We start from the raw sequence: 14,818 nt of genomic DNA, 5'->3' as shown, positions 1-14,818 counted from the left end.
ATAGAAAGTCATGTTAGAATGTAGTTGAAAACATGAAGGTTCGAAAGAATTACAACCTGAATTTTCGTTTTTTCTGAATAAATAAGAAAAAACTGTTGGGAATCGATGTAATTCGTTCAGAAAAGGGGGATTTTGGTGGATCATTTAAAACGTCAAGATGAAAAGGTATTTGCTGCAATTGAGGCAGAACTAGGAAGACAGCGTTCGAAGATTGAGTTAATTGCTTCGGAAAACTTCGTAAGTGAAGCAGTAATGGAGGCGCAAGGTTCTGTTTTAACGAATAAGTATGCTGAAGGATATCCTGGGAAACGTTACTATGGTGGTTGTGAACACGTAGACGTAGTAGAAGATATCGCACGTGATCGCGTGAAAGAAATTTTCGGCGCAGAGCACGTAAATGTTCAACCGCATTCTGGTGCACAAGCGAACATGGCAGTATACTTCACGATTTTAGAGCAAGGCGATACAGTACTTGGTATGAATTTATCTCATGGTGGTCACTTAACACACGGAAGCCCTGTTAACTTCAGTGGAGTACAATATAATTTCGTAGAGTATGGCGTGGATGCTGAATCTCACCGTATTAATTACGATGATGTATTAGCAAAAGCGAAAGAACATAAACCAAAATTAATCGTTGCAGGTGCAAGTGCGTACCCTCGTGTTATCGATTTCAAACGATTCCGTGAGATTGCAGATGAAGTGGGCGCATACTTAATGGTTGATATGGCACATATCGCAGGTTTAGTAGCGGCTGGTTTACATCCAAATCCAGTGCCACATGCACATTTCGTTACAACAACAACACATAAAACATTACGTGGTCCACGTGGTGGTATGATTTTATGTGAAGAGCAATTTGCAAAACAAATTGATAAATCAATCTTCCCTGGTATTCAAGGTGGTCCACTTATGCACGTAATCGCTGCAAAAGCTGTTGCGTTTGGTGAGGCACTTCAAGATGATTTCAAAACATATGCACAAAATATCATTAACAATGCGAACCGCTTAGCTGAAGGTCTTCAAAAAGAAGGACTTACACTTGTTTCTGGTGGAACAGACAATCACTTAATCCTAATTGATGTTCGTAACCTAGAAATCACAGGTAAAGTAGCAGAGCACGTATTGGACGAAGTTGGTATTACAGTGAACAAAAATACAATTCCATTTGAAACAGCAAGCCCATTTGTAACAAGTGGTGTACGTATCGGTACAGCAGCTGTAACATCTCGTGGTTTCGGTTTAGAAGAAATGGATGAAATTGCGTCACTTATTGCTTACACATTAAAAAATCATGAAAATGAAGCTGCATTAGAAGAAGCACGTAAGCGTGTAGAAGCGTTAACGAGCAAATTCCCAATGTACACAGATCTATAATAGATTGAAGAAGGCTGCTGAGACATAATTGTTTTAGCAGTCTTTTTTGTGGACATATATTGTTCTTTAAGTATGTATACAAATGATGAATAAATTTTGGCGATATAATGAAGGATACAGCTCCCATAATTGGTAAAGATACTAGATAGATTCATCGGAAATCATGACTTTTCCAAATTTGCCCTTGAATATTAGTAGCGTTTTCTTTACAATCGTAAATAGTGTAAAAAAGCGTGCAAACGCATGAATATCATCTAAAGGAGAGATTCACATGGGAAAACTGTATGTATTTGATCACCCGTTAATTCAACATAAGATTACATATATTCGCGACAAGAATACAGGTACGAAAGATTTTCGTGAATTAGTGGACGAAGTAGCAAGCTTAATGGCTTTTGAAATTACTCGCGACCTTCCACTTAAAGACATTGAAATTGAGACGCCTGTAAGCAAAGCGACAACAAAAGTGATCGCTGGTAAAAAACTTGGTTTAATTCCGATTTTACGTGCAGGTTTAGGAATGGTTGATGGAATTCTGAAATTAATTCCAGCAGCAAAAGTAGGACACGTTGGCTTATACCGCGACCCTAAAACATTGCAACCGGTAGAATACTATGTGAAACTTCCAACGGATGTAGAAGAGCGTGACTTTATCGTACTAGATCCGATGCTAGCAACAGGTGGTTCTGCAGCTGAAGCAATTAACTCTCTGAAAAAGCGCGGCGCAAAACAAATTAAATTAATGTGTATCGTTGCAGCTCCAGAAGGAGTAAAAGTAGTACAAGAAGAACATCCTGATGTTGATATTTATGTAGCAGCATTAGATGAGAAATTAAATGACCACGGATATGTAGTACCAGGTCTTGGTGATGCTGGTGACCGTTTATTCGGAACGAAGTAAGACAACTGACGAGCAGGGGGATTCCTCAGCTCGTCTTTTTTTGATGTAAGCAAGTAGGGGGAGGGGAGAGGATAAATATACATAGTATATACAACATAAGTTGCATACACATCACATATAATATAGAAGTCTTACGTCTAAAGAGCACTATATTATGGAAGGAAAGCGTTATATCGTAAAAATATAATAGTGACAAACTTGTGAACATTTCCTTCTATTATAAAGAGAAAACTGTTAGAAATTGCATATCTCTAACCAGTATTTAGAAGGGGAACGTTTTCATTTTTGGGAGGAAATGACTAATACTCAAATTTTTTGATTTTTTACGATTTCTCGTTGACACTGTTAATACCCTATTGTATGCTAACAACGGGGATAGATGGTAGGGCTTTCAGTGACAAAAATACATCTATTCCGTGACGAAAATGTAAACTTTTTATTTTGTATAGGATTTATGCAAAAAAATGAGTTATTATTAACACATCGTGAATGAGGGTTACATATTGGAGGGATGAATCCTTGCAAAAAAACGATCGCAGCCATATAAAAGCTTATGCTTTAATGTCAGGTATTCTTGCTCAGTTAGTCGGTTCTATTCTTGTTGGGATCTTTGGTGGGCAGTGGATTGATAATAAGGTTGGAACGTTTCCATTGTTTCTTATTATAGGGTTATTACTCGGATTAGGAACAGGGGTATACGCAATGATTCGACTCATTCGACATTACTATTCGGGAGAGCAATGATGATAGACGTACATGGACTTGTCCAAAGACAAAAGAAATATATGTACTACTTGCTTGCGCTTCTAGTGCTAGGATGGGGATTCACCTCTTACAAGGATGTATTTCTTGGACTGATTATCGGGACGATTTTCAGTTTTCTTAGTTTGCGCATCATTGCACGTAGAACAGACAAGCTGTTGGATCGCGTGACAAATGGAGAAAACGTGAAGTTTAAGGCGACAGCGGTAAGTACATATTCAAGATTCGCCACGATTGGGTTATTAATTTTATTTGCAGCCAAATATCAAGAGTTAATTGCGATGTGGGGCTTAGGTGTAGGATTGCTGACAGGATACCTTGTCATGATCATAGATTTTCTTTATTTAGAGTATAAGAGCAGGGAAGAGAGGTGAATTACTAGTGGAACACGGTAAATTAGTTGAATTTCTAGGTTTAACGTTCGATTTGTCATCAGTTATGATGGTTACTGTAGCAGCAGTTATTGTTTTCTTAATCGCTGTTATCGGAACTCGCAGCTTAGCCCTTCGCCCAACAGGAATGCAAAACTTCATGGAATGGGTGTTTGACTTCGTGAAAGGGATTATCAATAGTACGATGGACTGGAAAACAGGTGGACGTTTCTTAACGCTTGGCGTTACGCTTATCATGTTTATCATCGTATCGAACTTCCTTGGTTTACCATTCATGTATTCAGCAACTGAAGCTGGCGAACATATTGCATGGTGGAGATCACCAACGTCTGATCCAGCAGTTACATTAACATTAGCCGTGATGGTAGTTACCCTCACCCATTATTATGGAATTAAGATGAAGGGTACGAAAGAATACGTAAAAGGTTATTTCCAACCTATGAAATTCTTATTCCCATTAAAGGTTATTGAGGAGTTTGCTAACACATTAACGTTAGGTCTTCGTTTATTTGGTAACATTTATGCAGGTGAGATCTTATTAGGATTACTTGCTAAGTTGGGCGGAGCATCATTCCTTGGAGCATTAGGTGCACTTGTACCGATGTTAGCATGGATGGGATTCAGTGTATTCGTTGGATCAATCCAAGCATTTATTTTCGTTATGTTAACGATGGTTTATATGGCTCATAAAGTAAGTCATGACCATTAATATAATTTAAGTAAGAAAAAATTTATTTTTTTATAATACAAAGGAGGACAAATTAAATGAGTTTAGGTGTAATCGCAGCTGCAATTGCAATTGGTTTATCAGCATTAGGTGCAGGTATTGGTAACGGTCTTATCGTATCACGTACAATCGAAGGTGTTGCTCGTCAACCAGAATTAAAAGGCGCACTTCAAACAATTATGTTCATCGGGGTTGCTTTAGTTGAGGCACTTCCAATCATCGGTGTAGTTATTGCATTCATCGTAATGAACAAATAAGGGAGACTCCCCTTACATAGATGGCGAAGAGTGTTTTTCCGAACTTTCTTCGCCATTGCTTTATGAACGAAACGTATGTCTTTTTTTTTCATATGATCAATTTAGATATTTTGAAGGGAGTGAATCCTTGTGCCAACTTTATTATTAGGGGCTGCCATTCCATTTGGAACGATTGCTTATACATTGTTCATTTTCTTACTTCTATTAGTAATGCTACGCAAATTCGCGTGGGGTCCTTTAATGGGGATTATGAAAGAACGTGAAGAGCATGTTACTAATGAAATCGACGCTGCAGAAAGAAGTAACGCTGAAGCGAAGAAGTTAGTAGAAGAACAACGTGAAATGTTAAAACAATCACGTGTTGAAGCACAAGAGTTAATCGAAAGAGCGAAAAAACAAGCTGTAGATCAAAAAGATGCTATTGTTGCTGCTGCGAAAGAAGAAGCAGAATCAATTAAAGCATCTGCTGTACAAGAAATTCAACGCGAAAAAGAGCAAGCGATTGCTGCTTTACAAGAACAAGTTGCTTCTTTATCTGTTCAAATTGCTTCTAAAGTAATTGAAAAAGAATTAAAAGAAGAAGATCAAGTGAAGTTAATTCGCGATTATATTAAAGAAGTAGGAGAAGCGCGATGAGCAATGGGATTGTAGCAAAACGTTATGCTGTCGCTCTTTTTAAAATTGCTAAAGAAAAACACGTATTAGAAATGTTTGAAGAGGAATTACGCCTTGTACAAAACGTTTATGTAAAGAACGGAGAACTACATAGCTTTTTAACGCAACCGAACATTTCAAAGGAACAAAAGAAAACGTTTCTTGCAAACGTATTCGGGTCTGTTTCTGAATCTATTTTAAATACGTTATACATTTTAATTGATAACAAGCGCATTGATATCTTACCTGAAATTGCAGATGAATATGTTGTTCTTGCTAATGAAGAACGTAACGTAGCGGACGCAACTGTATATTCTACTCGTCTTCTATCAGAAGAAGAGAAGCTTAACATTGCAGAAGCATTTGCAAAGAGAACAGGAAAAGATGCAATTCGCGTAAAAAATGTTGTAGATGAAGATTTACTAGGCGGCATTAAAGTACGTATTGGAAATCGCATTTATGACGGAAGTTTACAAGGAAAATTAGCACGTATTCAGCGTGAATTAATGAAGAATAGATAGGGGTGAAGCACATGAGCATCAGAGCTGAAGAAATTAGCGCACTGATAAAGCAACAAATCGAGAACTATCAGTCTGAAATCGAAGTTAGTGATGTTGGTACAGTTATCCAAGTTGGTGACGGTATCGCGCGTGCTCATGGTCTTGATAACGTTATGGCTGGTGAACTTGTAGAGTTCTCTAACGGCGTTATGGGACTAGCACAAAATTTAGAGGAAAACAACGTAGGTATTATCATTTTAGGACCTTACACAGAAATCCGTGAAGGTGACGAAGTTCGTCGTACTGGTCGCATCATGCAAGTACCAGTAGGAAAAGAACTAATTGGTCGTGTTGTAAACCCATTAGGTCAACCAGTTGATGGTTTAGGCCCAATCAATACAACAAACACTCGTCCAATCGAAAGTCCAGCACCAGGTGTAATGGATCGTAAATCTGTTCATGAGCCACTTCAAACAGGTATTAAAGCGATCGACGCTCTTGTACCAATTGGCCGTGGTCAACGTGAGTTAATCATCGGTGACCGTCAAACAGGTAAAACAGCAGTTGCACTAGATACAATCATTAACCAAAAAGATGAAGATATGATTTGTATTTATGTAGCTATCGGACAAAAAGAATCAACTGTACGTAACGTAGTAGAAACACTACGTAAGCATGGTGCATTAGAGTACACAATCGTTGTAACTGCATCTGCTTCTCAACCAGCTCCATTATTATACCTAGCTCCTTACGCTGGTGTAACAATGGGTGAAGAGTTCATGTACAATGGTAAACACGTATTAGTAGTATATGATGACTTATCAAAACAAGCAGCAGCTTACCGTGAGCTGTCATTACTATTACGTCGTCCTCCAGGTCGTGAAGCTTACCCAGGGGATGTATTCTACTTACATTCTCGCTTATTAGAGCGTGCAGCAAAATTAAGTGATGCAAAAGGCGGCGGTTCTTTAACTGCACTACCTTTCATCGAAACACAAGCAGGGGACGTATCAGCTTACATCCCAACAAACGTAATCTCGATTACGGATGGACAAATCTTCTTACAATCTGACCTATTCTTCTCTGGCGTACGTCCAGCGATCGATGCGGGTACTTCTGTATCTCGTGTAGGTGGATCTGCTCAGATTAAAGCAATGAGTAAAGTATCAGGTACACTTCGTCTTGACCTTGCATCTTACCGTGAGTTAGAGGCGTTCGCTCAGTTCGGTTCTGACCTAGATAAAGCAACTCAAGCGAAACTAAACCGTGGTGCTCGTACTGTTGAGGTATTAAAACAAGGATTACACAAACCGTTACGTGTAGAGAAACAAGTTATCATTCTTTACGCTTTAACACGTGGATTCCTAGATGATATCCCAGTAGTAGATATCACTCGTTTCGAAGAAGAATTCCATGCTTGGTTAGATTCTAATGCGACTGACTTATTAGAAGAAATCCGCACAACTAAGAAACTTGCGGATGACGACAAATTTGCAGCAGCAATTAATGGATTTAAAAAAGTATTCGTAGCTTCTGAATAATAAATAAAAGCGGAAGCGGCTCGTCCTGAATGTGAGGGGGATGGAGCTTCTGACGAAGAGGCGGTCTTTGCCTCGTAGGAAGAAGTGAAGCCACCGAGCATTCAAGCCGCTGGAGCTAGATAATATAAAGGCATCTCGGGCTTTGGGATTGCCGACGGTTGTGAAAGGAAAAGAGTAGGTGCACCTATTCTTTTCCTTCAATCATGAGCAAGAATATCTTGCAACGTAGATTAGGAAGAGGATTCTTACTAATCGTGCCAACTTCCGGAAAAAAGGTGGTGAAAACCTGTGGCATCTTTACGCGATATAAAAGCGAAGATTAACTCGACAAAGAAAACGAGTCAAATTACGAAAGCGATGGAGATGGTATCTGCATCTAAGTTAAACCGTGCAGAGCAAAATGCTAAATCTTTCGTTCCGTATATGGAAAAGATTCAAGAAGTAGTAGCGAGCATTGCGCAAGGAAGTAAAGGAATTAATCATCCAATGCTAAATGCGCGTCCTGTAAAGCGTACAGGATACATCGTTATTACATCTGATCGCGGACTAGCAGGTGGTTATAACAGTAACGTATTACGTACAGTAAGTAACGTAATTCGTGAACGTCATAATATGGATTCAAACCAATATTCAATTATTGTGCTTGGACGACTAGGACGTGATTATTTAAAACGTCGCGGCTTTAACATCATTGATGAAGTAGTTGGATTATCTGATCACCCATCATTCACTGATATTAAAGACCTTGCTTCTCGAGCAATTGCGATGTTCGCAGATGGTGCTTATGATGAGCTGTATATTTACTACAACCATTACGTAAGTAAAATTTCACAAGAAGTAACGGAAAATAAAATTTTACCGCTTACTGATGTGGCGTCTGATAAACCGACGACAGCTTATGAATTCGAACCTTCTGAAGAAGAAATTTTAAAAGTACTATTGCCACAATACGCAGAAAGCTTAGTGTACGGTGCATTACTAGACGGTAAAGCAAGTGAGCACGCAGCGCGTATGACAGCAATGAAGAGTGCTACAGACAACGCAATGGAAGTTATCGATTCACTTACACTTTCATTCAACCGTGCGCGTCAGGCAGCGATTACGCAAGAAATTACGGAAATCGTTGGTGGAGCAGCAGCGTTAGAGTAGTAATAAAAAGCGTAGGTGGCTTGTCCAGAAGGGGAGGGCATTGGAACTCCTGACAAAGAGGCGTTCTTTGCCTCGTAGGAAGGAGTGAAATGGCCGACCCTTCTAGCCACCGGAGCTCGATTCAATAAAAAGCGGAAGCGGCTCATTCAAAAGAGCCGCGTAAGCTTATAAACCAATAAAAAATTAAAAGCTAGCTGCTCGTAGAAAGTTGGCTAATTAAAAGAAAGCTAGGAGGGAACCCGATGAATAAAGGGCGCGTTACGCAAATCATGGGTCCGGTTGTAGACGTTAAGTTTGATGGCGGAAAGCTACCAGAAATCTACAACGCCCTTACGGTAAAACAGAGCAACGAAAACGGTGAACTTAACTTAACATTTGAAGTTGCACTTCATTTAGGTGATGATACAGTTCGTACAGTTGCGATGTCTTCCACAGATGGACTTGTTCGTGGCACAGAAGTAGAAGATACTGGTAAAGCAATCTCTGTACCAGTTGGTGATGCAACACTTGGTCGCGTATTTAACGTATTAGGTGATGCTATTGACTTAGATGGTGAGGTTCCTGCGGATGTACGCCGTGATCCAATTCACCGTCAAGCACCTGCATTCGAAGAGTTATCTACTAAAGTAGAAATTCTTGAAACTGGTATTAAAGTAGTAGACTTACTTGCTCCTTACATTAAGGGTGGTAAGATCGGTCTATTCGGTGGTGCCGGTGTAGGTAAAACAGTATTAATTCAGGAGTTAATCAACAACATCGCACAAGAGCACGGTGGTATCTCTGTATTCGCTGGTGTAGGTGAGCGTACTCGTGAGGGTAATGACTTATACCACGAAATGAGCGATTCTGGCGTAATTAAGAAAACTGCGATGGTATTCGGACAAATGAACGAGCCACCTGGAGCACGTCAACGTGTTGCATTAACAGGCTTAACAATGGCTGAATACTTCCGTGATGAGCAAGGACAAGACGTACTTCTGTTCATCGATAATATCTTCCGTTTCACGCAAGCAGGTTCTGAAGTATCTGCCCTTCTTGGCCGTATGCCATCTGCGGTAGGTTACCAACCAACACTTGCAACAGAAATGGGTCAATTACAAGAGCGTATTACATCTACAAATAAAGGGTCTATCACGTCTATCCAAGCGGTATATGTACCAGCCGATGACTATACTGACCCAGCACCAGCTACAACGTTCGCTCACTTAGATGCAACAACAAACTTAGAGCGTCGTTTAACACAAATGGGTATTTACCCAGCCGTAGATCCATTAGCATCTACATCTCGTGCACTTTCTCCAGAAATCGTAGGAGAAGAGCATTATGAAGTGGCTCGTCAAGTACAGCAAACTTTACAACGTTACAAAGAGCTTCAAGATATCATCGCTATCTTAGGTATGGATGAGTTATCTGAAGAAGATAAGTTAGTTGTACATCGTGCTCGTCGTATTCAATTCTTCTTATCTCAAAACTTCCACGTAGCGGAGCAGTTTACAGGTCAAAAAGGTTCTTACGTACCTGTAAAAGACACAGTTCGTGGTTTCAAAGAAATTCTAGAAGGAAAATATGATGACCTTCCAGAAGATGCATTCCGCTTAGTTGGTGGCATTGAAGAAGTTATTGAAAACGCGAAGAAAATGATGGCGTAAGGCCTTAGGAGGGACGAAGTATGAAGACATTTCCAGTCAGTATTGTAACTCCTGATGGACCGGTTTACGAAAAAGAAGTAGAAATGGTAAGTGTAAAAGCAGAGAGTGGGGAAATGGGGATTTTACCAGGTCACATTCCAACTGTTGCACCATTAAAAATTAGTGCAGTTCGTCTGAAAAATGGTGGACACACTGATTATGTAGCAGTAAGTGGTGGCTTTATCGAAGTTCGTCCAGATAAAGTAACTGTATTATCATCATCTGCTGAAGAAGCAAACCATATCGATATCCATCGTGCAAATGAAGCGAAGCGTCGTGCTGAGCAACGTCTGCAAGATAAACAAGCACATGTTGACTTTAAACGTGCAGAAATGGCATTACAACGTGCTGTGAACCGTTTAAACGTTTCCGATATGAAATAAAAATTCGTAAAGGCTTTGCCTTTACGGATTTTTTTATGGATTTTATGGATAATTTTACAAAAATGGTATAATTATATCAGTGCTCGTATAAGTAGAGAATGTACAACAATTTATAAAGGAGATGAATAAATGATTGGTGAAATGAAACGAGAAGCATTGCAATCTTTAAAAGGAAAATGGGGACTAGGTGTTGGATCAACGATTTTATATCATATTATAAGTTATGTCGTTTCAATGGCTGTAATGCTTATACTATTAATTCCAGTAGTTATAATAGTTCTTTTATTGTCTATTTCAACTGGTTCCATTGAAGAAGACACGATGGCAATTGGAGCTGCTATTACGTTTGGGCTTTTTTACTGCCTTATGATAATTTTAAGTTATGCGGCTTATGGCATTACCTCATACGGTTATACAAATTTGTTTCTACAAATAAGTAAACGAGAAGATGCTAGAGTTGATTATTTATTTGAAGGGTTTCGTGGTTTTAAAAGAATGATGAAAACAATGTGGGCTATGCTTGCAATTTTGTTATATACAGGTACATGGGTTCCAATGCTAGGAACGATTGTATGTGGAATATTAGGATTCTTTGATGAGAGTGCAAACCCATCATTCATAATCGTTTTCTTTGTTTTATTAGCTATTTCGTTTGTTGTAATGGCTATTTTGTATTTTTCATATTCGATGACATATTATGTGATGGTTGAAAAACCAGAATATAGTGTTTCGCAGGCAATGAAAGAAAGTAAGAATCTGATGAAGGGGCACAAATTAGATCTATTTCTTTTATGGCTAAGCTTTATCGGTTGGGCTATTTTAGCGATTTTTACACTTGGAATAGGTTTTCTATGGCTTAGTCCGTATGTGAGTACAACGACAGCGCATTTTTATCGCTACATTTCAAAGGGTGAATTGCAGTAGGAATATGCTATACTAATAGAATTATTGTGTATAGGAGGCGAGGCTAAACATGATTAGTGATTTAAAAGGAGAAGCACTGGACTCATTAGAAGGGAAATGGGGATTAGCTGTCGGGGCAACATTACTGATTTCGATTCTTCTTACGACCTTTAGTTTTAGTATTGAGTGGGTATTTTCTTCAATTTTTGATTGGAAAGAAACGAAAAATTCAATTTCAATAAATATCATTACATTTTTTGTTACTGGGCCTTTAACTTTAGGTGGATATTATCTTGCTTTAAATATCCTTCGTGAAAAGCAAGCTAGTATCGGTAATGTGTTCATTTGGTTTTCAGAGGGAAAGAGATTTTTAAAATCATTTTTATTATATTTATTAGTAAATTTTTATCTTTTCTTATGGACGTTACTGTTCATTATCCCAGGCATTATTAAATCATTTTCTTATGCGATGACGTACTTTATAATAAATGATCACCCTGAGTATTCTATAAATCAAGCGATTACAGAAAGCCGTCGTATGATGGATGGGCATAAGATGGAGTATTTCATTTTATGTCTGAGCTTTATTGGTTGGTTTATATTAAGTTGTATTACACTCGGGATTGGATTCTTATGGCTAATTCCATATTTTTATACGACGTCAGCAGCCTTTTATGAAGAGATTGCAGAGGAATATTACGAGAAAACAATTCCGACACTATAAAGTGGGGCATCCCACATTGATGATTCGTTTTATAAAACACCCAGTATGAGCTATTGATTCATACTGGGTGTTTTTTGTAGAAATTTTATAAATTGATGACTAGTAAGTGGTTTGCTGAAATAGTAACCTTGCATATATTTACAGTTGTTCTTTTGTAGAAACTTAAGTTGTTTTTCTGTTTCAATTCCTTCAGCAACGACAGATAGGTTTAACGTATTTGCAAGAGAAAGGATAGTGGAAACGATGGCCCTTTCTTCAGGGCGATGATCGGCGAGTTGTGTAAATTCTCTCGGTACTTTTAATGTATCAATAGGGAAAATGGATAAATAAGCAAGAGAAGAATAGCCGGTTCCGAAGTCATCAATGGACGTTTGAATACCATATTCCTTTAATTGCTTTAGCTTGGATAACGTTTCTTTTTCATCGATCATTGCAATTCGTTCTGTTAACTCAAGTGTTACATCTTTTGGATCGACTTTAACGTCTGTTATTATTTGTAAAATGTTCTCAATTAAATTATTTTGCTGGAACTCTTTAGCTGATAAGTTAACACTTATTTTTAAATCTTTGTAGCCAAAAGTATGCCATATTTTTAGCTGACGACAAGATTCATTTAATACCCAATGACCAAGTGGAATGACTTGGGGAGTTTCCTCTACAATTGGAATGAACTCACATGGCGGAATGTCACCTAGGAGTGGGTGTTTCCAGCGTAGCAATGCTTCGGCACCAATGATCTTTTTCTTCGTAATATCAATTTGTGGTTGATAGACGAGATAAAATTCTTCGTTTACTAAAGCGAGTGGTAAATCTTTTTCAATTCGAGCTTTTCGTTCCATTTTTTTATACAATTCTTTCGTGTACAGAGAGCTACCATTTTTCCCTTTATTTTTTGCTTCGTACATGGCCATATCAGCATGTTGTAAAATCGATAACGGATCTTCACCTGCTTCAGGGTATATTGCTATCCCGATGCTAGGTGAGATTTGTAATTGTTGATTTTCAATTTCGAATGGTTCGTTCATGGCTGCTACAATTGTATCAGCTATTTTTTTTACATCTGGCCTCTTTTTATAATTTTCGATAAGGATTGTGAACTCATCTCCAGCTAATCGGGCAAGCTTCATATTTGGTGTCGCTATACTTTCGAGTCTTTTTGCTACTGCAATTAATAGAAGGTCGCCTACCCTATGACCGAGGGTATCGTTAATAACTTTAAAGCGATCTAGGTCAAGAAACATAACAGCAAAAGGCATTTTTGATATTTTGGATCGCGCAATTGCTTGTTCTACATATTGATGAAATGCACGTCGATTTGCAAGCTCTGTTAGTGTATCATGATATGCTAGAAAATTAATTTGTTCCTGTTGTTGTTTGCTTTCCGTAATATCTTTAATCATTAAATAAACTCCAGAAATATGATCCTTTAAAAAGATAGGAACAGCTGTCACATGCAAATAGTAAATATCTCTATTTTTATGATATGCTCGTATTTCTAAAGAAATAGATTTCCCCTTTTTTACGCGATGGAAGGCATTGATGATTTCTTCCAAATCTTCTTCATACGTAAGTGAATAGTAAGGTTGATTTAATAATTCATTCGTTTGATAACCGAGTAAAGTCGTACCAGCGTTATTCACTTTAAGAAAATTACCGTATAAATCTAATGTGAAAATGGGATCTGGATGATGCTCGTATAAAGATTTAAACATTTGTTGGTTATGATATAGTTCATTTTTTTGTTCTACTAAATCTTCTGTACGCAGTTCAATTTGTTTTTCGAGTTCTGAGTTGAATTGCATTTGGGCTAATAATAATATTTTATTTTGTTTTCGAACTAAACTATGGCGAATGAGAACGAAGGAGAAAGTTATCATAAGCCCGATTACTACAATAGGTGCAAAAACATATTCGACTAATATGAAAACAATAAGCATTACGACAGAAATATAAGGTAATGATAATCTGATCGCTTCCCCAAGTTTAGGTGTTAATAGCACTTGTTCTTGTTTTTCAGGTTCTTTTGTATGAAGAATACAGGCGATTGCTACTAGCACTAAAGTTACTTGATAGAGAGGAGTAATTGTAAACATAGAATATTCGGGCGTGAAGTATTTGATATAAGCATAAATCGCATCTGTAGTCGCATACAAAATTAAAGCACTACCAAGGAGCGCACCGACTTTTTTCGGTAATAAGGAAAGTGGTTTGAATAAAAGGTTAATTCCTATGAGAAAAAAGAGTAAATCGGTCATTGGATAAGTAAGTTGAACAAATATGTCGATATAGGATGTTGAAGAAATGTAAATGGTTCGTTCAATAAGTAAGTAGTAACTTAAAGTGAACTGTGCTGTAACAATAATACAAATATCACATATCATAAAAAGCTTTTCTAATAAATCTCGGTTATAAATGATTTCATATAGAAAGGCAAATGCAAAGCTAATTAAAAAAAGTAGATAAAAAAAATCAGACGGATCAACGAATGTATAGTAGTCCTTTAAAATTAAACGTTGATAGGCAACGATGATATCACCAATGAAATAAGAGAGGGTTCCAACACATAAAATGGTCCAAAATAAACGAGGTAACCCTTCTTTCATGTTTGAAAAATAAAGTATATAACTACAAGCGATAACATCAATGAATAATGTACTCATACCAATTAATATTTGAAAAGGAAATGAGTATTCATATAGAAAAGGCATTGTCACGTAATGAATCATTATAGACAACAATATAATGCTTATAAGAATGCTTACATGTGTTTGTTTTTTCATTTATCTCACCCACGGTATATACATATAAATTCCTCTTTTTATTTTTTATAGTTTCTATACTTATTTTGCACAGGTATAGC

16 protein-coding genes are annotated in these 14,818 nt (G+C 37.7%); 15 read left to right on the top strand and 1 reads right to left on the bottom strand.

Annotation, left to right across the window (positions count from 1 at the left end):
• The first annotated feature begins 135 nt into the window (after window positions 1–135).
• The 15 genes from glyA to PDK19_RS08840 all read left to right on the top strand — a co-directional run bounded on the left by glyA (window position 136) and on the right by PDK19_RS08840 (window position 11,958).
• On the top strand, window positions 136–1,377 hold the full coding sequence (gene glyA / locus PDK19_RS08910) for a serine hydroxymethyltransferase (RefSeq protein ID WP_000349818.1): 1,242 nt from the start codon (window positions 136–138) through the stop codon (window positions 1,375–1,377).
• A 271-nt stretch (window positions 1,378–1,648) separates the two neighbouring features.
• On the top strand, window positions 1,649–2,278 hold the full coding sequence (upp, locus tag PDK19_RS08905; protein ID WP_000517539.1) for a uracil phosphoribosyltransferase: 630 nt from the start codon (window positions 1,649–1,651) through the stop codon (window positions 2,276–2,278).
• 379 nt (window positions 2,279–2,657) lie between these two features.
• Window positions 2,658–2,771: a DUF4024 domain-containing protein gene (locus PDK19_RS08900; protein ID WP_000232961.1), complete on the top strand. Its 114-nt coding sequence runs from the start codon at window positions 2,658–2,660 to the stop codon at window positions 2,769–2,771.
• 26 nt (window positions 2,772–2,797) lie between these two features.
• On the top strand, window positions 2,798–3,022 hold the full coding sequence (locus PDK19_RS08895) for an AtpZ/AtpI family protein (protein ID WP_001171223.1): 225 nt from the start codon (window positions 2,798–2,800) through the stop codon (window positions 3,020–3,022).
• The gene (locus PDK19_RS08890; protein WP_000567600.1) at window positions 3,022–3,414 is read left to right on the top strand and encodes an ATP synthase subunit I; all 393 of its coding nucleotides are present in this window, start codon (window positions 3,022–3,024) and stop codon (window positions 3,412–3,414) included. Before PDK19_RS08895 ends, PDK19_RS08890 begins: the two co-directional genes overlap by 1 nt.
• A 7-nt stretch (window positions 3,415–3,421) precedes the next feature.
• On the top strand, window positions 3,422–4,141 hold the full coding sequence (atpB, locus tag PDK19_RS08885; protein ID WP_000399870.1) for a F0F1 ATP synthase subunit A: 720 nt from the start codon (window positions 3,422–3,424) through the stop codon (window positions 4,139–4,141).
• Between the two features lie 56 nt (window positions 4,142–4,197).
• Window positions 4,198–4,416, top strand: a complete 219-nt coding sequence (atpE, locus tag PDK19_RS08880; RefSeq protein ID WP_000052064.1) for a F0F1 ATP synthase subunit C — start codon at window positions 4,198–4,200, stop codon at window positions 4,414–4,416.
• Window positions 4,417–4,545: 129 nt separating this feature from the next.
• Window positions 4,546–5,052, top strand: a complete 507-nt coding sequence (gene atpF, locus PDK19_RS08875; protein WP_001142617.1) for a F0F1 ATP synthase subunit B — start codon at window positions 4,546–4,548, stop codon at window positions 5,050–5,052.
• Window positions 5,049–5,591 (top strand): F0F1 ATP synthase subunit delta, encoded by a 543-nt coding sequence (gene atpH, locus PDK19_RS08870; RefSeq protein ID WP_000064683.1) that lies wholly within the window; start codon window positions 5,049–5,051, stop codon window positions 5,589–5,591. Before atpF ends, atpH begins: the two co-directional genes overlap by 4 nt.
• A gap of 11 nt (window positions 5,592–5,602) precedes the next feature.
• Window positions 5,603–7,111 (top strand): F0F1 ATP synthase subunit alpha, encoded by a 1,509-nt coding sequence (atpA, locus tag PDK19_RS08865; protein WP_000027518.1) that lies wholly within the window; start codon window positions 5,603–5,605, stop codon window positions 7,109–7,111.
• A 288-nt stretch (window positions 7,112–7,399) separates the two neighbouring features.
• Entirely contained in the window at window positions 7,400–8,260 is an 861-nt protein-coding gene (gene atpG / locus PDK19_RS08860; protein WP_000157696.1) for a F0F1 ATP synthase subunit gamma, read from the top strand.
• Window positions 8,261–8,502: 242 nt separating this feature from the next.
• A complete protein-coding gene (gene atpD / locus PDK19_RS08855; RefSeq protein ID WP_001032591.1) occupies window positions 8,503–9,909 on the top strand; it encodes a F0F1 ATP synthase subunit beta in 1,407 nt (468 codons plus the stop codon).
• A 20-nt stretch (window positions 9,910–9,929) separates the two neighbouring features.
• Window positions 9,930–10,331 (top strand): F0F1 ATP synthase subunit epsilon, encoded by a 402-nt coding sequence (gene atpC, locus PDK19_RS08850; RefSeq protein ID WP_000847211.1) that lies wholly within the window; start codon window positions 9,930–9,932, stop codon window positions 10,329–10,331.
• Window positions 10,332–10,460: 129 nt separating this feature from the next.
• The gene (locus PDK19_RS08845) at window positions 10,461–11,255 is read left to right on the top strand and encodes a DUF975 family protein (protein ID WP_000578817.1); all 795 of its coding nucleotides are present in this window, start codon (window positions 10,461–10,463) and stop codon (window positions 11,253–11,255) included.
• A 49-nt stretch (window positions 11,256–11,304) separates the two neighbouring features.
• Window positions 11,305–11,958: a DUF975 family protein gene (locus PDK19_RS08840; protein WP_000622475.1), complete on the top strand. Its 654-nt coding sequence runs from the start codon at window positions 11,305–11,307 to the stop codon at window positions 11,956–11,958.
• A gap of 50 nt (window positions 11,959–12,008) precedes the next feature.
• Here PDK19_RS08840 and PDK19_RS08835 read toward each other — a convergent pair whose 3' ends face one another.
• Entirely contained in the window at window positions 12,009–14,738 is a 2,730-nt protein-coding gene (locus PDK19_RS08835; RefSeq protein WP_270706998.1) for a putative bifunctional diguanylate cyclase/phosphodiesterase, read from the bottom strand.
• Window positions 14,739–14,818: the final 80 nt, after the last annotated feature.

The sequence above is a fragment of the Bacillus cereus group sp. BcHK124 genome, assembly GCF_027712065.1.
Classification (GTDB): Bacteria; Bacillota; Bacilli; order Bacillales; family Bacillaceae_G; genus Bacillus_A; species Bacillus_A pacificus.
Note: the sequence above shows the minus strand (reverse complement) of the source record. Positions and strands in the feature narration are given on the sequence as shown.

Coding starts and splice junctions, on each gene's coding strand:
- PDK19_RS08890 (WP_000567600.1), top strand. CDS start 3,022: ATGATAGACGTACATGGACTTGTCCAAAGACAAAAGAAATATATGTAC.
- atpD (WP_001032591.1), top strand. CDS start 8,503: ATGAATAAAGGGCGCGTTACGCAAATCATGGGTCCGGTTGTAGACGTT.
- atpE (WP_000052064.1), top strand. CDS start 4,198: ATGAGTTTAGGTGTAATCGCAGCTGCAATTGCAATTGGTTTATCAGCA.
- PDK19_RS08845 (WP_000578817.1), top strand. CDS start 10,461: ATGATTGGTGAAATGAAACGAGAAGCATTGCAATCTTTAAAAGGAAAA.
- atpA (WP_000027518.1), top strand. CDS start 5,603: ATGAGCATCAGAGCTGAAGAAATTAGCGCACTGATAAAGCAACAAATC.
- atpH (WP_000064683.1), top strand. CDS start 5,049: ATGAGCAATGGGATTGTAGCAAAACGTTATGCTGTCGCTCTTTTTAAA.
- PDK19_RS08840 (WP_000622475.1), top strand. CDS start 11,305: ATGATTAGTGATTTAAAAGGAGAAGCACTGGACTCATTAGAAGGGAAA.
- PDK19_RS08900 (WP_000232961.1), top strand. CDS start 2,658: ATGGTAGGGCTTTCAGTGACAAAAATACATCTATTCCGTGACGAAAAT.
- atpC (WP_000847211.1), top strand. CDS start 9,930: ATGAAGACATTTCCAGTCAGTATTGTAACTCCTGATGGACCGGTTTAC.
- PDK19_RS08835 (WP_270706998.1), bottom strand. CDS start 14,738: ATGAAAAAACAAACACATGTAAGCATTCTTATAAGCATTATATTGTTG.
- upp (WP_000517539.1), top strand. CDS start 1,649: ATGGGAAAACTGTATGTATTTGATCACCCGTTAATTCAACATAAGATT.